This is a genomic window from Paenibacillus lactis (assembly GCF_017873605.1).
Classification (GTDB): Bacteria; Bacillota; Bacilli; order Paenibacillales; family Paenibacillaceae; genus Paenibacillus_AQ; species Paenibacillus_AQ lactis.
The window spans coordinates 115,823-135,871 of sequence record NZ_JAGGKI010000014.1; the positions used below are offsets into that span (position 1 = coordinate 115,823).

The 20,049-nt window shown below is 53.2% G+C and carries 16 protein-coding genes; 15 read left to right on the forward strand and 1 reads right to left on the reverse strand.

What is annotated here, in order from left to right:
* The first annotated feature begins 43 nt into the window (after nt 1-43).
* From tenA to J2Z18_RS22615, 15 genes are all read left to right on the forward strand, one after another.
* The gene (tenA, locus tag J2Z18_RS22545) at nt 44-748 is read left to right on the forward strand and encodes a thiaminase II (protein WP_210095377.1); all 705 of its coding nucleotides are present in this window, start codon (nt 44-46) and stop codon (nt 746-748) included.
* 147 nt (nt 749-895) lie between these two features.
* Nucleotides 896-1,747: a hydroxyethylthiazole kinase gene (gene thiM / locus J2Z18_RS22550; protein WP_210095378.1), complete on the forward strand. Its 852-nt coding sequence runs from the start codon at nt 896-898 to the stop codon at nt 1,745-1,747.
* A complete protein-coding gene (thiD, locus tag J2Z18_RS22555; RefSeq protein ID WP_210095379.1) occupies nt 1,744-2,577 on the forward strand; it encodes a bifunctional hydroxymethylpyrimidine kinase/phosphomethylpyrimidine kinase in 834 nt (277 codons plus the stop codon). The genes thiM and thiD overlap by 4 nt, the downstream gene beginning before the upstream one ends.
* Nucleotides 2,574-3,248, forward strand: coding sequence for a thiamine phosphate synthase (gene thiE / locus J2Z18_RS22560; RefSeq protein WP_007131223.1), 675 nt, complete (start codon nt 2,574-2,576; stop codon nt 3,246-3,248). The genes thiD and thiE overlap by 4 nt, the downstream gene beginning before the upstream one ends.
* A gap of 228 nt (nt 3,249-3,476) precedes the next feature.
* A complete protein-coding gene (locus tag J2Z18_RS22565) occupies nt 3,477-5,429 on the forward strand; it encodes a BglG family transcription antiterminator (RefSeq protein WP_210095380.1) in 1,953 nt (650 codons plus the stop codon).
* Nucleotides 5,430-5,674: 245 nt separating this feature from the next.
* Nucleotides 5,675-7,681, forward strand: coding sequence for a fructose-specific PTS transporter subunit EIIC (locus J2Z18_RS22570; RefSeq protein WP_210095381.1), 2,007 nt, complete (start codon nt 5,675-5,677; stop codon nt 7,679-7,681).
* Between the two features lie 177 nt (nt 7,682-7,858).
* Entirely contained in the window at nt 7,859-8,500 is a 642-nt protein-coding gene (locus J2Z18_RS22575) for a TetR/AcrR family transcriptional regulator (RefSeq protein ID WP_028405423.1), read from the forward strand.
* Between the two features lie 14 nt (nt 8,501-8,514).
* Nucleotides 8,515-8,685, forward strand: coding sequence for a hypothetical protein (locus J2Z18_RS22580; RefSeq protein ID WP_007131227.1), 171 nt, complete (start codon nt 8,515-8,517; stop codon nt 8,683-8,685).
* A gap of 227 nt (nt 8,686-8,912) precedes the next feature.
* A complete protein-coding gene (locus J2Z18_RS22585) occupies nt 8,913-11,363 on the forward strand; it encodes a helix-turn-helix domain-containing protein (RefSeq protein ID WP_210095382.1) in 2,451 nt (816 codons plus the stop codon).
* A gap of 159 nt (nt 11,364-11,522) precedes the next feature.
* The gene (locus J2Z18_RS22590) at nt 11,523-13,106 is read left to right on the forward strand and encodes an extracellular solute-binding protein (protein ID WP_210095383.1); all 1,584 of its coding nucleotides are present in this window, start codon (nt 11,523-11,525) and stop codon (nt 13,104-13,106) included.
* Nucleotides 13,107-13,127: 21 nt separating this feature from the next.
* Nucleotides 13,128-14,084 (forward strand): ABC transporter permease, encoded by a 957-nt coding sequence (locus J2Z18_RS22595; protein WP_007131230.1) that lies wholly within the window; start codon nt 13,128-13,130, stop codon nt 14,082-14,084.
* An 11-nt stretch (nt 14,085-14,095) separates the two neighbouring features.
* Nucleotides 14,096-14,980 (forward strand): carbohydrate ABC transporter permease, encoded by an 885-nt coding sequence (locus J2Z18_RS22600; RefSeq protein WP_007131231.1) that lies wholly within the window; start codon nt 14,096-14,098, stop codon nt 14,978-14,980.
* Nucleotides 14,981-14,992: 12 nt separating this feature from the next.
* Entirely contained in the window at nt 14,993-17,737 is a 2,745-nt protein-coding gene (locus J2Z18_RS22605) for an exo-alpha-sialidase (protein WP_210095384.1), read from the forward strand.
* Nucleotides 17,737-18,777, forward strand: coding sequence for a sialidase family protein (locus J2Z18_RS22610; RefSeq protein ID WP_210095385.1), 1,041 nt, complete (start codon nt 17,737-17,739; stop codon nt 18,775-18,777). The genes J2Z18_RS22605 and J2Z18_RS22610 overlap by 1 nt, the downstream gene beginning before the upstream one ends.
* 14 nt (nt 18,778-18,791) lie before the next feature.
* Nucleotides 18,792-19,727: an N-acetylneuraminate lyase gene (locus tag J2Z18_RS22615; protein WP_210095386.1), complete on the forward strand. Its 936-nt coding sequence runs from the start codon at nt 18,792-18,794 to the stop codon at nt 19,725-19,727.
* A 106-nt stretch (nt 19,728-19,833) separates the two neighbouring features.
* Here J2Z18_RS22615 and J2Z18_RS22620 read toward each other — a convergent pair whose 3' ends face one another.
* On the reverse strand, nt 19,834-20,016 hold the full coding sequence (locus tag J2Z18_RS22620) for a hypothetical protein (protein ID WP_210095387.1): 183 nt from the start codon (nt 20,014-20,016) through the stop codon (nt 19,834-19,836).
* Between the last annotated feature and the right edge of the window lie 33 nt (nt 20,017-20,049).

The window sequence follows — 20,049 nt, forward strand, 5'->3', positions numbered from 1 at the left end:
AGGACTTCCTGCTCTTCATTTCAAGATGGAGGTGGGGAAAACCATGACGTTTACTCAAGAGCTTCGCCAGCAGGCGGACGGAATTTTCGAGGCGATCATAAACCATCCCTTCGTGCGGGGAATTGCCGCCGGGAAGCTGGACAGCGAACAGCTGATTCACTATGTGAAGCAGGACTTCGAGTATTTGAATGCCTACATTCGCATTTATGGCGTCGCCATATCCAAGTGCACGAGGCGGGAGGATATGGCGGCGTTCAACGAACAGATTGCGTTTATCCTCAACAGCGAGGTGCATCCGCATCAAAATTTCTGCTCGGTCGCGGGAGTGAACTATGAGCAGCTCCAGGGCTACCCTCTTGCCCCGTCTGCGCACCATTACATCCGTCACATGCTGACCGTTGCGCACGAGGGAACCCTCGGCGAAATTATGGCGGTCCTGCTTCCTTGTCCGTGGACGTATTATGAGATCGGCCGCAGACTGCTGGATGAAGTTAAGCCGGATCGCACCCATCCGTTCCATGAATGGATTCATTTTTACGGGAATCGAGGGGAGGATGCGGCAGGGAAGTTCCTTGGCCGTGTGGATGCGTGGGCGGAAGGAGCGACGATGAAGGAGCGCGAGCGGATGCGCGAGCATTTCATGCTGAGCTGCCAGCTGGAGTATATGTTCTGGGACATGGCTTACAAGCAGGAGGAATGGCCCGTGCCGTTCCAGCCGTTGGTCGATGCCAAGGGGTATGGGCGCTGAGCATTTGAGTTATGGGACAGACAGGGGTTACGAAAGGTCATGCATTTTGAGAATGAATCAGAATTCGGGTTGAGATGAGATTATGGGTTTCATATGTCGTATGTCATATGCCAAAAACCAAGAAAAGAATGGGAAAGGATGATGGCAATGAGCGGAAATACATGGGATTCGGAGCTTGCGGGGCTTTTAACGAAGGTGCAGCAGCAGAAGCCTCTTGTCCATAACATGACCAATGTGGTGGTTACGAATTTTACGGCCAACGGCTTATACGCGCTGGGCGCGTCGCCGGTAATGGCATTTTCCCCCGACGAGGTGGCGGATATGGCCCAAATTGCCGGAGCGCTCGTGCTCAACATCGGCACGTTGTCCCGCGAACAAGTGGATGCGATGATCATTGCCGGGCAATCTGCCAATACGCATCGCGTCCCGGTTCTCCTCGATCCGGTAGGAGCGGGGGCCACGCCGTTTCGGACCGATTCGGCCCTGCGGATCATGCGTGAAGTGAAGGTTTCCCTGGTGCGGGGCAATGCGGCCGAGGTTGCCAATCTGATCGGCGAAGTCCGGGTGATCAAGGGGGTCGATGCAGACGACTCTGCGTCCGGCGGGAACTTGGAGCTGGCGCTGCGGGCTGCACAGCGGCTAAATACGGTGGTGGCCATTACGGGAGAGGAGGACGTGATCAGCGATGGTGTTTCGGCGCGAATCATACGCGGCGGGCATGCGATGCTGACGAAAGTAACCGGAGCGGGCTGCCTGCTCACGTCCGTGCTCGGGGCCTTCGCCGCTGTGGAGCCGGATTTGCTGCTGGCGGGGACGGCTGGCCTTGCCTTCTATGGGGCAGCAGCCGCCCGCGCGGCCGAGCAAACGGCCGGACTCGGGCCGGGCAGCTTCCAGATCGCCTTCTTGGATGAGCTTGCAAAGCTCCACTCCGGTTCGCTCGAAGGGCACGCGTCGGTCCGCGAAGCGGACATCCTGACGGAAGGGAGCGTGTCCCGATGACAGACGCGCGGATTCCGAGAGCGCTGACGATTGCCGGGTCCGACAGCGGGGGCGGCGCAGGTATTCAAGCGGATCTGAAGACGTTCCAGGAGCTGGGCGTATTCGGCATGTCGGCATTGACTGCAGTAACGGTGCAGAATACATTGGGCGTCCATGGCGTCTATCCGCTCCCGCCGGAAGCGGCGGCGGAGCAGATCGAGGCGGTGGGCGGCGATATCGGCGTGGACGCCTTAAAGACCGGGATGCTGTTTCATGCGGATGTTATCCGCCTGGTCAGCGCTAAGATCCGGTCGTTTGGCTGGGAGAACGTCGTTGTCGATCCCGTGATGATCGCCAAGGGCGGTGCGGAGCTGCTGCGTACTGAAGCGGTTGATGCACTAAAGCGGGAGCTGCTTCCCTTGGCGATGGTGGTGACGCCTAATATTCCGGAGGCGGAGGTGCTGGCGGGAATGGGAATCCGCACGAGGCATGACTGCCGGGAAGCGGCTCGCCGCATCGGCGGGCTCGGTCCGCGGATCGTCATCATCAAGGGCGGTCATGGCAGCTTCGAGGAGGATGGAGATCAGGTGGTGGATCTGGTATATGACGGCACCGGCTTTACGGAACTCAGCGCCAAGCGCGTGAACACCGTTCATACGCATGGGACCGGCTGTACGTTCTCTGCAGCCATTACGGCAGGTCTGGCCCAGGGCTTGAGCGCCTTCGATGCGATTCAGAGCGGGCGTTTATTCATTCAAGCGGCCATTGAGGACGGATTAAACTTGGGGCAGGGACAGGGCCCGACCAATCATTGGGCATACAATCGCCGCCGTCAGGAGGTGCTGCAATGACAGGCAGAGTGGCACCTGAGATGATGAGGCGGCATCTGCGGATGTACCTCGTGCTCGGCAGCGTGAACTGCATCGTCGAGCCTAGCTTGGTCGTGCAGGAGGCGTTGGCTGGAGGCGCAACCATGGTCCAATTTCGTGAGAAGGGACATGGAGCACTCAACGGGGAGCCGATGCTCCGGCTGGCTCGCCGGATCCAGGAGCAGTGCCGGCAAGCACGCGTACCCTTCATCGTCAATGACGATGTAGAGCTGGCACTGAAGCTGGACGCCGACGGCGTGCATATCGGCCAGGACGACGAATCTGCGGCTTCGGTACGTGAACGGATCGGCAACCGGATGCTGGGCGTCTCGGCGCATACGGTGGAGGAAGCCCGGCGCGCGATCCTCCATGGTGCCGATTATCTTGGCATCGGACCGATCTATCCGACCCGCTCAAAGGATGATGCCAAGGCTGCGCAAGGCCCGGCAATTCTCCGTGAGCTGCGCGAAGCTGGAATCCGATTGCCGATCGTTGGCATTGGCGGGATTACCGTGGAGCGCGTGGAGGAAGTGATTGGAGCGGGTGCGGATGGCGTCGCGGTGATATCCGCCGTGACGGGAGCGGCGTCGGCGCAGGAGGCTGTGGAGGCTTTTATGGGAAAGATACGCCGAGGAGCCGAAGGGATTTCTTAAGTTGTACGAGGATTATAAGCGGATCAAGAACAAGGGTGCCGACTTTTGAGGCATCCTTGTTTGGTTTACCGCTCGCTCCGTTTTCCTGTCAACAAGCCCTTTTATAGCTCCCTTCCCGTGTAACGTCCCCGTTCAGATTGCCATAGCGACCCGGATATGATATACGTAGGACGATGTACCTGCTCTACGAAGCGTGAGCTCTCCCAATAAGCTGAATAGGAGACCGGAATGAATAACAGGCAAAAAGAGATTTTTCGCAACTTGTTAATGGAAACGAACCGCCAATGGCTCGTTCAGGATCTCGCGGATCAGACCGAGTGCTCGGAGAAGACGATCCGTAACGATCTGAAGGTGATTGAAGAATATATCGTTAAGCACTCCAGTGGCCGTCTGGTGAAAAGGCCGGGACTTGGCGTCTATCTGGAGATTGGAGAAGCGGATCGGGCTGATTTGTTCCACCGTTTGTATTCCAACGAGCGTACCGGCGAGGATGAATCCGATGAGGGAAGGGTGCTGCACCTGGCATATCGGCTCTTGATGAACGCGAAGCCCGTAACCCTGCAGAGCCTGGCTTCGCCGTTTTACGTGAACAAGGCGATTATCCGACGGGATATGGACAAGATTGCGGACTGGCTGCGAAGCTTTGATCTGAGTTTAGTGACGAAGCAGCGCGTAGGCTTCATGATTGAGGGTACGGAGAAGAACAAACGGATGGCGCTGGCGCGGCTGAACCAATTGATCAACCGTCCGGAGTTGACGGGACAGATGATGCGTAACCAGTTTGAACCGCACGAGATTGCAGCCGTGTCCCATGAGTTGAAGGAGCTGCAAAAGCAGCATCAGCTCCGCTTCACCGATGAAACCTTTGAAAGCCTGATGCTGCATATTCTGCTCATGGTCAAACGGACCAAGCTGGGTCAGCCGATTTCGCTCTCTGATCAGGACATGGCCTTTTTGGGAAACAAAACGGAATTTGCATGGGCGACGGACTTTTTGAAGCAGCTGCAAAAACTGTTTGCCGTCCCTTTCTCCAAGGAGGAAACCGCTTATCTAACCCTGCACCTGCTTGGCGGGAAGATCCGATACACGCAGGAGAATGAGGGCGTTGGACGAAGCGATCTGGCAGACAGCCACCCCCTCTTGCCCCGCCTGGTTGAGCAGCTGACCCAGCGGATGTCGGAGCTGAATATGCTTCCTTTCTCCAGGGACCCCGTATTGCTGAACGGGTTAAAATTGCATTTGTACACGACCATGAACCGTCTTCATTATGGTCTGCCTGTGTCCAACCCGATGCTGGCTGAGATCAAAAAGATGTACCCGTATATGTTCGATCGGGTCATTATGGCACTGGAAGAGGTAGGGGAAGCGTTCCAGCTGTATTTTCCCGAAGAGGAGGCCGCGTACTTGACGCTGCATTTTCAGGCGTCCGTGGAGCGGCTTCACCAGAATGAAAGTCACCCTCAAAAGGTGATTATCGTGTGTCATATGGGGGTAGGGATGTCCCAACTCCTTCTCGCGAAGGTGGAGCGGAGATTCCCGTCCGTGCATGTAGAGACAACGATGTCCAAAGCGGAGGTAGAGGATTATCTGGCAGCTCATGAGGTGGATCTTGTCATAACGACCGTTGATCTTCCCAAGTTAAAAATACCGCATATCCTCGTTTCCCCTCTGCTCGAGGCCAGTGACGAGCGGAAGCTGGAGCAGGCGATCCGTCGGCTTGATGAGCCGGACGGCAGGGCGGCTGAGGAATCGGTTTTTTTGAAATATACGACACCTTTTCTCATCTTTCCTCAGCAGGAGCTAGAGCGTCCGGAACAGTTAATCTCCAAGTTTGCGCAGATGCTGGTGGACAAAGGGTATGTCCAGGCCGGGTATACGGAAAGTGTGCTGGAACGTGAGAAACTGTCTGCTACAACGATAGGAGGAGGCATTGCCATCCCTCATGGCGGCTCGGAGTGGGTTACACAGTCCTGCATCGTTGTCGTTACTTTGAAGCAGCCGATTACCTGGGGGACCGAGAAGGTAGAGCTTGTGTTCTTGCTTGCGATCCAGCATGATGAGCGAAAAGAGATGCGGCAGCTGTTCAAGGAATTGTCGCGCATCAGTGAGCAGCCGGCACTGGTCAGTGCGTTGTCTAAGGAAACGGATGCGATACGATTGCTGAATAGGTTAAAAGGGTAACATGAATGGTAGAAACGGTGATGATCAAGCAGGACGGCATACGTCCTGCTTTTTACATTTTTCAGGATGCTGCAAAGCGTTTGGGATAAGCATCGTTGCATAGGCCCGTTTTGAGGGATATTTTGCTTGCGAAATAAATCCGTTTTTTCCGGAAGTTCCGGTAATAAGTTCATCCGATAACAGCGCTTTCAGCGTGTACACTATAAATGTAAGCGGGAACATGACAGCGAAGGAGAATGACGAACATGAAAATACTAGCGATTACTTCATGTCCTAACGGAATTGCACATACCTATATGGCCGCCGAGAATCTGCAGAAGGCAGGCGCGAAGCTTGGCGTTGAGATGAAAGTCGAGACTCAAGGCTCCATCGGCGTAGAGAATCAATTCACGGAGCAGGATATCCGTGAAGCCGACGGTATTATTATTGCAGCGGATAAGACGGTGGTGAAGGACCGGTTTGTGGGTAAAAAACTGCTTGTCGTCGGGGTGCAGGACGGTATCCGTCGTCCGGAAGAGCTGATCCAACGGATGATGAAAGGGGATGTGCCCGTCTATCAGGCACAGTCCAAGTCAGCTGAAGATACGACAGGGGAGAAGAAACCTAAACAAAATCCGATTTACCGACACTTGATGAACGGCGTATCCTATATGGTGCCGTTTATCGTGATCGGTGGGCTGCTCATCGCAATCGCACTGACGATGGGCGGCGTGAAGACGCCGGGTGGTTTGGTTATACCGGATGATTCGATCTGGAAAACGATTGAAAGTATCGGCGCGGCTGCGTTTACCTTCATGGTTCCGATCCTTGCCGGATTTATCGCCATGAGTATTGCGGACAGGCCGGGCCTTGCGCCAGGTATGGTCGGCGGGTTCATTGCCGCGAACGGCAGCTTTTATGGAAGTGAAGCAGGGGCTGGATTCATCGGGGGGATTATAGCCGGCTTCCTGGCGGGTTATGTTGCACTTGCTATTAAAAAGATCAAGGTTCCTCGGTCGTTGCAGCCGATTATGCCCATTATCGTTATCCCGGTACTGGCTTCACTGGTCGTAGGGTTAATCTTCGTCTTTGTGATCGGAGCTCCGGTTGCGGATCTGTTTGAGGCATTGACCGTTTGGCTCGCGGGAATGCAGGGTACAAGTTCGATTCTGCTCGCGCTTATTCTGGGCGCGATGATTTCTTTTGACATGGGGGGGCCCGTGAATAAGGTTGCATTCCTGTTCGGCTCGGCCATGATCGGGGAAGGAAACTATGAGATTATGGGCCAGATTGCCGTTGCCATCTGTGTTCCTCCGATTGCAATGGGATTGGCAGCAATGATAAACAAAAGAAAGTTTACACCTTCGGAACGTGAAGCCGGAAAGGCAACATTTACGATGGGACTGTTCGGTATTACCGAAGGAGCGATTCCATTCGCGGCGCAAGATCCTCTACGCGTCATTCCGAGTATCATGGTCGGTTCCATGACGGGCTCGGTGATTGCCATGTTGGGCAATGTCGGTGACAGCGTAGCCCACGGCGGTCCGATTGTAGCCGTGCTCGGTGCCGTTGATCATGTGCTGATGTTCTTCTTAGCGGTCATGGTCGGCGCAGCCGTATCGGTGATCATGGTGAGCCTGCTTAAGAAAAATGTTGCGGCAGTGACTCCGGCAGTTGTTGGAGAAGGAGCAGAAGCAGTAGCAAAGCCAGCCGGAGCCGAAGCGGCCCCAGCTGCAGCCGTGGCTGCGGACGCAACCGAAGCGGCTTCAGCCAAGAACAGTAACGGTACAACGACGGAAGCATCTCCTATCCGCGTTGAGAAATTGACGGATATCGTAACACCGGATCTCATTAACCTGAATCTGGCCGGTACGACACAGGATGCTGTTATCGACGAAATGATTGCTGTATTGGAGCGGAATGGGGCGGTCAGAGCTGACGGTGATTTTAAACAGGCCATATTAGCCCGGGAACAAGAAAGCTCCACCGGCATCGGCATGAATATTGCGATTCCTCACGGTAAATCGGAAGCTGTCCTGAAACCAAGCGTGGTCTTTGGTATTCAGCGGGATGGTGTCGACTGGAAGAGTCTCGACGGCAGCGAAGCCAAATTGATCTTTATGATTGCCGTGCCGCGCAATAGTAAACAAAATGCGCATTTGAAAGTGCTGCAGATGCTGTCCCGTAAGCTGATGGACGATGATTTCCGAGAAGCGCTCTTGGCGGTGACATCGAAGGAAGAGGCCTATCGATTGCTCGATCAGGTGCAATAATTCAAGACGCTAGAATGACTTTACCTGGCCATTGGTTGGGTGGGCAGCAGCCCAAGGAGCTTGGTTTAAGCAAAAAATTAATGGCTGTCGTTAGACAGCGATGAAAGGGCCGGCCATCGGTAAAAGATGGGCCGGTTCTTTATTGATTAATTAGTACGATCGTACTAAAATATAAACATGAGTACTAAAAATAAAGCAAATGACCCCAATGACTTGTCGTTTATCGAAAAAGCCCGCCGTGCTCAAATCGTCCAATGTGCGATCGAGACGATTTCCGAAGTCGGCTATGCCCAAGCTTCCATCGGGCAAATCGCCAAGCGCGCCAATGTTAGCAAAGGGGTGATTACCTATCATTTTGCCAGTAAGGATGATCTGCTGGAAGAAGTGGTGGCGGCTTACGCGATCTCGGCGGAGGCTTTTATCCGTCCAGTTGTGGCTAACGCAGCCACACCGAAAGAACGGCTTAGGAAGTATATGGAGGCGAATCTGGCGTTTATTGCGGAGCACCGGGAAATGGTATTTGCCGTCGTGGAAATCGCGGCAGGCATGCGAACGAAGGATGGAAAGCTTCGGTTCTCAGCGGATGCGGACGAGGGCATCTATCAGCCTATTGAGGAGATTCTATATGCGGGTGCGGAGGCTGGATGCTTCCGGACATTTACCCCGTTGTCGGCACGGGTCACGGCGCTAGCCATTCGCCATGCCATTGATGGATTCAGCCTTGAGCTGATGCGTACTCCGGATCTTAGCGTGAAGGAGTACACGGAGGAGCTGATCGGCATCTTTGAGCGGGCCGTAAGTAACGTAGATTACGAATGAGGAGGGGGCGGGGCATGCTGTTCTACGAGGTGGAATGCTTCTGCTGCAAGAAGAAATTCCGGATTTACGAAGGAAGCGCGGGTTACGCTAATTTTAAGGAAAACAACCAACGCGGGAAGTATACCTGCGAGTCATGCAGCCATACGATCCGACTGGAGGCGATTTTCAACCTGCTGCGAAAATGATGAATACTAACGCAACCAAACATGCGGGATCGCTGAGAAAAGGCAAGGATCCATACTTGCCTCAAACGATCCCTCCCTATACCCCAACAACAAGCCTATAAGGTATAATCATTTTAAAAGTGATTGAAAGCGCTTTATTTAAGAACCCTGGAACGGCGGCTTGAACAGCACGATTCTCTACAGGTTCCGGCATGCAATGTACATATTTCGGGACAAGGGGGATAGGGATGATGTCTCAGCTGAGAACCTGGATCGATTCGATTGGAAGAATAAAAAGGCGTAAGTTCTTTTTAAAGTTAATCGTCACGACCGTGTTGATTACCGTGCTCCCAAGCTTGGTGTCCAATATCTTCGCTTATTACAGAGTATCTGACATTGTCGAGGAAGAGACGGGAAACAACAAGCTGCAGTATTTGAACCAAACGATCAACACGCTTGAGATTCTATTGAACCGGATTAAGGAAAATTCGAATTTGCTTGCGCTTAACCGTTCTTTTATCAGCTTCGAGAATTTTCCTAACGGTGCTTATTACGAGAGCCTTCAAGGGGAGATCCCGAAGGAGGATTTGCCTGCGCTGTATGCTTATTTGGAGGCTAAAAAGAACACCTTCCTCACGATGAACTCATTTAAACTTTCGGATCAATTCGTGGATTCCGTATATTTTTACGACAGCAGCAAAAACCTGGTGATTACCTCGGACAATGACCGCTCGAACCGCCAGTTCCGCCGAGAGGACTTTTATGATCAAGGCTGGTATGAAGCCGTGCAAAACATGCAGATGAACCCCGTTTTCCTGGACACCCGAGTCGCCAAGCAATACCCTCAAGGCGAGAAAGAGCTCCTGTCCGTGATCTACAAGTCCAAGAAAGCCAACAATGCGATTATCGTTAACCTCGATGCATCCATGATTTATGCGGATATTATCAGCAAACTGAACGCGAATGACGACATGTATGTCGTGTCCTCCAGCGGAAATATCGTGTTCCGCAGCCAAGCTTCCGGTAAGGATGACTTTCCGCGAATCGGATTATCCGAAGCGCTCCAACATGCAGGCGGGGCGGGATCTTACTCCATTGAGCTGGACGGCGGCAAAAAGCTGGTCAGCTACTCCTCCTCGAAACTGCTGGATTGGACGTTTGTCAACGTCTCCGATATGGGGGTATATACCCAGGGCACGATTGACATCAAACAGACGATAACTTATACAGCCGGCGCCTTAATCCTCTTTTCGCTGCTGCTGTCCTATTTTTCGTCCAGAAGCTTGTATAAGCCCATTTCCCGCTTGAATGCGCTGGCGAAAGTCAGGGAGGATGATATCCGGCCGGATCGTGGAAAGGGTAACGATCATCAGGATTTCAGGCACCGTAAAGGGAGCGTTCACGTTTCGGATCATACGCATAAGGGGGCGAATGATGAACTCAGCGTCATCGGCAGCTTTGTCAGTTCGACCATCGATGAGCGCAATTATTATAAAGAACGGCTGGAGGAAAGCCTGCCTTTCCAATTGGAACGGTTTAAACAATCATTGCTGCAGCGGCATGCCATGAGTCTTGAAGAGATTGAAGCGAAGAAGGATTATCTTGGGCTCGACATCAGCCTTCATGATCTGTCCGTATTCTTGCTGTCTATTGATGAGGAGCTGGCCTCGAATGGCGAGGATATGCTGGCTCAGGATCTGTGCAAGATCAAAATCATGGATGCCCTGCGGGACAGCAGGGTTTTGGGGCAGGAGACCGCATTTTTCGTGGTCAATGTGGAAAAGGACAAGGTCGCTGTTGTTTTTCATTTTCCCGGCAAGGGACGCCAACCATTATTCCACCTGGCGCAGCAGCTGCTCGATGAAGTCAATGCCAGATTGGGAGCCCAATGCTCCCTCGGCGTTGGAAGCATCTGCAAGGGGATCGGCGAGCTGCCGCTTGCGTATGAAGAAGCGGCGGAGGCGCTGAAATATCGCATTCTGTACGGCAAAGGCTATGTTATATCCATGGACGATATCCGTGCCGACAACGGGCAGACCTTTATTTATCCAAGCCAGCTTGAGGAGAAGCTCAATAATTACATCCGGACCGCCTGCTTGGAGGAAGCACTCTCGACGTTCGGGGCCTTTGTGGCCGAGATCGAAGCCTGCAAGAATAAGCTGCATTACAACCAGATCCAGCCGATCTTCATTCAATTGCTTACATCAATCCGGCATTCCTTCAGCTCGTTCGGAACGGACATCGAGATTTTGTTCGGGGACGGAACAGATCCCTATCGGGAGCTGCTTGATCTGGAATCGCTGGATCACATTGTCCTCTGGTTTCAATCGCTTATAACTCGTGGAATTGAATGCATCCGTCAAGAAATTCATGCCAGGGGCAATCAGCATATCGCCAAAATCATCGAGATCCTGGAGAACGAGTACGATAAAGATATTTCGCTCTCGTGGGTAGCCGAGCGGTTGAACCTCAATCCGGCTTATATCAGCAGATTGTTTAAGCAAAGCACCGGTCAGCCCTTCATTGATTATTTGAAGCAGGTTCGGGTCGATAACAGCAAGCGTCTGCTTGCGGAAGGCAGGCTTAAAATCAATGAGATCGGCAGACAGGTCGGATTCGGCAGCGCCCACTATTTTATTAAAGTGTTTAAGGAAATAACCGGACTCACCCCCGGCGAATACAAAAAAATATACTCTTAACCATGATCCCGGCTCCTTACTCCCGCAAAGGAGTACCGGGATTTTTAGCTTCCATAACAAATAATTGATAAGTAGAAATGTTGTTATAAATGTACGGCGTTTTTCATTTAAAGCGTTTACAATCCGTGATAAGGTGTCACCTGACAGAAGGTCCCGGCCATGTTGGAATCGTGGACCCGCAAAGTAGAAGGAGGGATTATGATGAAAAAATTCGCACAGACCACGCTGACGGCCATGCTCGTCCTGGCGATCGCGGCATGTGGCGGCGGAGGGAGCGGGGGCAATGGAACACCAAACGGATCCAAGGAAGCTGATGGAGGTTCCAGCAAGGGCTCCGGGGAAATGCCCAAAATTTATATTTACCAGAATACCGGGGCTTTGAATCAGAAGCCGGAAGGCAGCGTACCGGACGCGTTGGAGGAAATGAAACAGATGTATATGGAAGAGCTCGGCATTGAGCCGATCGCCATTGTGCCTCCGAAAGGCTCCGAGGGCGAAAAGCTGAACCTGCTGCTCGGGTCCAAGGATCAAGTGGATGTATTTCAGGGGGATTGGGATCAGTATGCTTCGAAGGGGGCCATCATTCCGCTGAACGATTTGCTGGAGGAGCACGGCCAGGATATTTTGAAGGCATGGCCGCAGGAAGCCTGGGATTATATGACGGATAAAGACGGGACGATCTGGGGGATTCCCCGCGGCTTGCCTTCCGTTCATTATCCGGTATGGATTCGCACAGACTGGCTGGAGAAGCTGGGCTTGGAAATGCCGAAAACGATCGATGAGCTCGAGGCGGTGATGAAGGCGTTCCAGGAGGGCGATCCTGACGGCAACGGCAAAGCGGATACCATTCCCATGATGACCGATATCAATGGAATCAATAATGCGCTCATGGGCGGCTTCGTTGAAGGCGGCAACAGCAACTGGCTCGACCCTGCCGATAACAAAATCAAGCCGGTCGAGCTGGCGCCGGGCTACCGGGATTTCTTGGCCAAGATGGCGGACTGGTATCAGAAGGGCTACATCTACAAGGAGGCTTTTGCAAAATTTGACCCGCTCGAGCTGCTGAAGACCAACCGGGTGGGCATGTCTTCCATGTGGTATTCAAGAATTACGCTGCTGTTCCCGCAGATCAAGCCAAACCTTCCGGAAGGCGTGGACTATGCGATTGCGAGAGATCTTACGGGTCCTGCCGGCAAGCTGATGACGGCGTCGCGCGGAAACACAACGGGCATGCTGGTCACGAAAAAGGCCAAAAATCCGGAGGCCGTAATCAAGTTTATCAATTATCAATACAAGGACTTGCCGACCAATACCCTGAATGCAGCCTTCGGCAAGAATTGGAAATATTTAGATGACCAAAAGTTCGAGATCGAGCTGCTTAGTCCGGAGCTTCGGTATGCCGGCGAATATATGCTCTCTTTGGGCCTTGCGACGGAGAACAAATACGCCTTCCGCGATCCGGTGAAGAAGATGCACGCCGATTATTTAAATCATGAAATTACGAATGTAAGCGCCGCCAAAATGCCGCTGGATGCGACCGTCGTCTACGACAAGGAGCGGCTGAAGCAGAATGTTCCCATGCTGGAGGACCTGGATCGTTTGCGGAGCGAGGAGCTCGTAAAGTTTGTGACCGGCGTAAGACCTTTGAGTGAATTTGATCAATACATTGAACAATTGAACAAGGCGGGGCTGCAGATGTGGATTGATGAATACACGAAGCAATACCACGAGCTGAAAAAATAAAAGCGGGAGGGCACGCCTATCATGGAGCTTAAAGCAGCGACGGTTTCCCCGCCGGAGTCCAAGAAAAAAAGCCGATGGCCTGCAGTGAAAAAGCATCGGTTCTACTATTACTTAATCCTGCCCGGTCTATTATATTTTCTTATTTTTGATTACGTGCCCATGTTTGGCGTCATCATTTCGTTCAAAGACATCTCGCCGTTCGAAGGAGTACGCGGGATATTAACGGGCGAATGGGTAGGCTTCGATCATTTTGTCCGTTTCTTTCAATCCTATTATTTCTGGAATGTTCTCCGCAATACGTTCCTGATCAGCTTCTACAATCTGTTGTTCGGGTTTCCGGCTGCAATCGTATTGGCACTCTTGATGAATGAACTGAAGAACGGGCTGTTCAAGCGGTTCGTTCAAACCGTCTCGTACTTGCCGCACTTCATCTCGACCGTCGTGGTTGCAGGACTCATCATGATGATGCTGTCCACGGACAATGGATTGCTTAATGCGATCATCGTGTTTTTCGGCGGAGAGCCGATTCTGTTCCTAGGGGAGCCCAAATATTTCCGGTCCATCCTCGTTGTATCCCATGTGTGGCAGACCGTCGGATGGGGCACGATCTTGTACTTGGCAGCCATGGCCGGGATTGATCCGGGACTGTATGAAGCCGCAAAAATCGATGGTGCCAACCGGCTTCGTCAAGCATGGCATATCACGCTGCCAGGCATCTCGCATGTCATTGTCATTATGCTTATCCTGTCGATCGGGGGATTGCTGAATGCGGGGTTCGAAAAGGTGCTGCTGCTGTATTCGCCTGCGGTATACGAGGTGGCTGACATCATCGATACGTATGTGTATAGAGAGGGCCTGACATCGCTTAACTATTCATTCGCCACGGCGGTCGGTTTATTCAAAAATCTTCTGGCCATGACGCTCATCTTGGGTGCGAATTATTTCGCGAAGCGAATGAACCAAACGGGAATCTGGTAAGGAGGGATACGGTGGGTGGAATAAAGCCGACGAGAAGCGAACGTATTTTTGATGCTGCCAACATTGTTTTCCTGATCTTTTTGTCCCTCATGTTCGTCATCCCGTTTCTGGCGGTGCTGTCGACGTCGTTCATCAGCGCAGAGGAATCCATGCGCCGGGGGGCATTCGTGCTGATCCCGGAAAGGCTCGACTTTACGGCCTATGACGTGCTTCTTAACCGGGGGAAGATCATTTTGAATGCTTATCAGGTTACGCTTTTCAGGGTCATCGTGGGCACGTTCCTCAATTTGCTGTTCACGTCCATGCTGGCATACGGTTTGGCGCGCCGGAGCTTGCCGGGCCGAAACGGGCTGGTGCTGTTCATCTTTCTGACCATGATCTTTCAAGGCGGCTTGATCCCTAATTATATGCTGATGGATACGCTGGGGCTTAAGGATACGCTTTGGGTGCTTATTTTTCCAAGCTTGGTCAGCGCGTGGAATTTGTTTATTCTTCGGAATTTCTTCATGGGTCTTCCGGAGGAGCTGGAGGAGTCCGCCGTCATTGACGGGGCTACGCCTCAGCTGATTCTGTTCAAAATCGTCATTCCTCTTTCCATGCCGGCTATGGCAACGATCGGCTTGTTCTATGCGGTTCATCATTGGAATGATTGGTTCGGGGCATCGATCTATATCAATGACATTAACAAGATGCCGATCCAGGTCATCATGCGCAATATTTTGCTAACGGGGATTACGCAAAACGAGGCACAGCTGGAATACGTGCGGAATCCGCCGCCGGCCGCCACTTTGAAGTCAGCGGTTATTATCATCAGCACGCTTCCCATCTTGTTTGTGTATCCGTTTCTGCAGAAGTACTTCGTTAAAGGGGTTATGGTCGGCTCCATTAAAGGTTAGGAGGGTTCGTTTATGATGAGGCCGCTTCGCAAGGCGTTTATTGGCTGGATGGTGTTTATTGTTATGGCTGCCTGCTTCCCTCATGGCCCCGTTAGCTTAAGTAATGCTGCCAAAGCTGAGACAGCGGCCGACGGGGAAGCGCAGTTTCGCAATATCGATTTGTTCGTGGCAGGAACGGAAGGGTATCATACGTTTCGCATTCCAACCGTGTTGACGACCATGGACGGAACCCTGCTGGCGTTCGCCGAGGGGCGGAAAAACAGCGCTTCCGATACGGGAGACATCGACCTTGTGCTAAAGCGCAGTATGGACGGCGGCACGACATGGGGGTCGCTCCAAACGGTCTGCGATATGGGCGCGGATACCTGCGGCAATCCAACAGCGGTACAAGATGAGAGCAATGGCCGCATATGGTTATTTATGAACCATAATTATGGCGAGGACACGATCGAGGAGATCAACAATGGAACGAGCAGGGGCGTACGGACGATTTGGAGCGCATACAGCGACGATGACGGCGCTTCCTGGTCGGAGCCGGTTAATCGGTTTGAAGAGGTGCAGCCGCCTGATATAAGGTGGGATGCAACAGGGCCTGCCATCGGCATTCAGCTTCGGCATGGACCTAACCAAGGGCGGCTGGTGATTCCCGCGATTGGCCGGAACATCCAGAGCGACGATCATGGCTTAACCTGGTATCAGAGCGGCTATATTCAAGGGGATACGAACGAGGCCACCGTGGTGGAATTGACGGACGGCACCTTGATGCGGAACGACCGCTTGTCCGCCAACAAAGAACGGAAACGGAGGGCGATCTCGACAAGCAGAGATCAAGGAGCGACTTGGTCACCTGTGTATTATGCGCCTGAGCTGATTGATCCGGTCGTGCAAGCGAGCATTGTGCGTTATTTGCCGGCCGATAATGATCTTGGCAGCAGGCTGCTGGTATTCGCCAATCCGGCCAGCGAGAACGTCAGGGAAAATATGACGGTCCGCCTAAGCCATGACGACGGAGCCACCTGGCCGGTAGCGAAAACGGTATACAGCGGGCATTCCGCCTACTCCTCGCTCACCGTGCTGCCGGACGGAACGATAGGTCTGTTGTTTGAAGGCGGGGGTTATACACCTTATGACAAAATCATGTTTGCAACCTTCAATTTGGCTTGGTTCGAAACGGAGGATGTGCAGCTGGACGGCCTGGTGTTCTCGGAAGGCTCGCTGTCACCCGTGTTTAGGAGCGATATCGAGCATTACCGCCTTACATTGTATGAAGGAAGCGAAGCAGTGACGGTTACGCCGATCGCATCGAAAGCTGGCGTCGAAATCGAAATAGCGGGCGAGCCGGCAGCACCAGGAATACCAAGGACGATCCGGCTGGGCGAACTTGATAAGCTTCTCGTTACGGCCCGGCTTGGGCATCGCACGCGCACCTATACGATTGAATTGGATAGGTCCAGACCGCGTCCGGAGCTGCTGCTGCACTGGGATTTCGAGCAGGTTAGCGTTGGGGGCGTGACGGATGTGACAGGCAGAGGGCATACCGGCTTGCTGAAGAACGGCGCGGCGATCCTGCCTGGGGCGGTGCGTTCCGATGGACAGGGCCATGTTCTGCATTTGGATGCCATGCAGCGTTCGCACGTCGAGATCACGAAGGCCGATGATCTTCATTTTGGAACCGGCGATTTTACCTTCGCGACATGGGTCAACCCCGAGACGCTTTCCCGGCAGCGGCATCTGTTGATATGGTACGGAACGGCCGGCCGGGGCGTCCCGCAGTGGTGGATGTCGGTTGAACAGAACGGTGCAGTCCGGATGAATCTGAACGGGCTGCCGCTGAACAGGGAGATTGGCATAGCAACGCCGTCCGGTCTGGTCAAGACCGGGGAATGGACGCATGTTGCCGGTGTCCGGCAGGGCGGCAATCTTCTGGTGTACGTTAACGGGGAATTGGCTGCGACATCGGCCCAATTTGACGGTGCCGCTATGAACGTGACGAACGAAGACGCTCCGCCGCTGGTCGGCTTTGATAAAGGCACAGTTGCCAATCGGGATTGGAGCGGCAGTCTGGACGATGTAAGGATATATCGCCATGCGCTGGATCCATCCGACATCAGGAAGCTGTATCAGCTTCCGTTCGACGCAGCCGCCCCGGTCACGGAAGCTGTCGTTACGCCGAACGAGCCGGACGGAATGAATGGATGGTATACGTCCGATGTGACGGTGGAGCTCACGGCAGCGGATCAAGGCTCCAAGGTGACTTACACGGAATATCGGCTGAATGGCGGGGAATGGACGAATTATTCAGGAGCAGTCTCCGTTTCTGCGGAAGGAATCACCACGATGGAGTACCGGGGCCGGGACGGAGCCGGCAATGTGGAAGAGACCCGGACCCTGGTGCTTCCCATTGACAAGACGGAGCCAGAGCTCACGGTCACTCCGAATCTTGAGGTTCTCTGGCCGCCTAACCGCAAGTGGGTGCCGATGGAGATAAGGCTTGACCCCAAGGATGAATCATCCGGAATCGATTCGATTGCATTGGTGTCTGTCACAACCGAAGGCACGCCGGACCCTCTTGAAGGAATTCGGGATGCGGACATCGGAACAGCGGATACGTCCTTTCAGCTGTTGGCCGCAAACCATCGGCGCGGAGAGAAGCGGGCGTATATCATTACCTATGAAGCAAGGGATAAGGCCGGGCATTCAACGACGAAGACAATAACCGTGGAAGTGGCGAGAACGGTTAAGGAGGATGAACGTTAATGGCGATTGAAAAGTTTGCGATCAGCAGAGACGAGGAATGGTATGAAGCATGGCCCGATGTAACGCTAACTGCAGCGGGCAAGCTGGTATGCGTATTTTCCCAATGCACGCATCACGGCGACAGGTCGGCTACGCGCCTGATGCTGACTGAAAGTACGGATAGAGGAAGAACCTGGAGTGACAAGAAGCCGTTTACCTCATGGACGAAAGGATTTCCCTACTGGAACTGCGCTCGGATTTCGAGACTGCGGGATGACCGGCTTGTTATCGTCGCAGATCTGATTAGGGAGAAGAAGGAGAACGGGGGACGGAATTATATATGGATTGGGGATGCCGAAGGGAACCGCTGGTCCGAGCCCATCGAGACGCCGGTTACCGGTATCGTGCCGGATAAGCTGTGCGAGCTTGCATCCGGACGGTGGCTGCTGTCCGCCCATGAGCGAAATGCGGAGACAGGCGTCAGCGAGCAGCGTCTATGGTACTCGGATAGCCAAGGCGAAGATTGGTACGGACCGGTTACTGTGGCCTCGCATCCGGATCTGAAGCTGTGCGAGGGGAGCATACTTCCGCTCCCGGATGGAACCCTGGTTGCCTTCCTGCGGGAGAACTCCGGGCAGGGGCTCGATTGTTACAAATCGATTTCCTATGACCAGGGCGAGACTTGGAGCGGACCCTACCGCGTCCCCATCCCCGGGTGTCATCGTCCGGTTGCAGGGATGCTGCAGAGCGGAAACATTATGATCGCGTACCGTTTCATGCAAGGCGGCAAAGGCTGGCTCGGCACCTGGACGCAGAACTTCTTTGTCGCACTGACGGATCAGGAATCGGCAAAGGCGACCGAGCGGCGGGAGCAGTGGACGAGAATCATGCCCATCGATTATGACCGCAGCCCGGCAGCCGATCTCGGTTATTCGGGATGGGTGCAATTTGAAGATGGGGAAATCTATGTTGTCCAATATATTGCCGACGATGCGCCGAAAGCGCAAATTCGCGGGTACAGCTTTTATGAGGATGATTTTCTGTTAAGACCTAATCCATAAGGAGGGGACTCCCCTTGAACCTGGTAACTGGAGAACGAAGCAAGTTTAAAGGCATATTTACCGCATTGTTGACCCCTATGCACGAGGACGGATCCATCGATTTCGAGTCGTTATCGCGTTTGGTGGAGCATCAGATCTCGCTGGGAATTACGGGCTTCTATGTTGGAGGAAGCACCGGGGAAGCGTTTATTTTGACGACGGAAGAACGGAAGCAGGTGCTTGAGTCCGTCGTCAAGACGGTGAACGGCCGGGTGATCGTGATCGCGCATATCGGCTGCATCAGCACCATGGAGTCGGTTAAGCTTGCCCGCCACGCGGAAGAGCTTGGCGCAGATGCCGTTTCGGCCGTCGTCCCGTTCTATTACAAAGTAACGATGAAAGAGATCCGGGAGCATTATGAAACGATCATGTCCGCCGTGCCGTTGCCCATGCTGGTCTATCATTACCCGGGTGCTACCAGCGTGAGTCTGACGATGGATTTTTACACGGACATGAGCAGTCATTCCCAATGTATCGGCGTGAAATTTACGTCCTTGAACCTGTTTGAGATGCAGCAAATCCGCGCCTTATGCCATGAGCGGTTCATGATTTTTAACGGGCATGACGAGGTATATTTAAGCGGGGCTTGTGCCGGAGCCGATGGCGCGATCGGGAGCACCTTCAATATGATGCCGGGACCATTCATTCAAATGCACGATCATATCAGCACTGCCCAAAGGCCTGATATGAGCCTCCTACAGTCTTTGCAGACGGAGGCCAATGCGGTGATCTCGCACATGATCCAATACGATGTTATCGCGTATGAAAAGTATATTTTATATCTCCAAGGGGTACTGCGCTCCCCGAAGGTACGCCAGCCCTTAAAGCAGCTGACGGATGGCGAACGGCGGCAGATTGATGATTTCTATCGGAATTGCGCCTTGCTGCAGGACCACCGTGTCAGCGTTTAAGCCAGCTATTGGGCAGAGCCTATGTAACGTTCTGGTTAATCGTGGAAGGATGAATCCGTCATTTTGGCACGCTCGTCTACGGTAAAACTTGATCCATGATAAAGCATCAACAGGCCGGTCGTGACCGGCCTGTTGTTTTGATGTTCGTTGCGTTGGGACGATTCAGATCCATTTGAATATCAACATGAATAGCAATATTAATAACAATATCAATATCATCAATACCAATATCGACCATGCCTCCCCAAACAAAACACAACCCCAACGCAAAAAAACAATCAATCGGCACCTGCCGACATCCTATAATGAAGCCATGAACGAC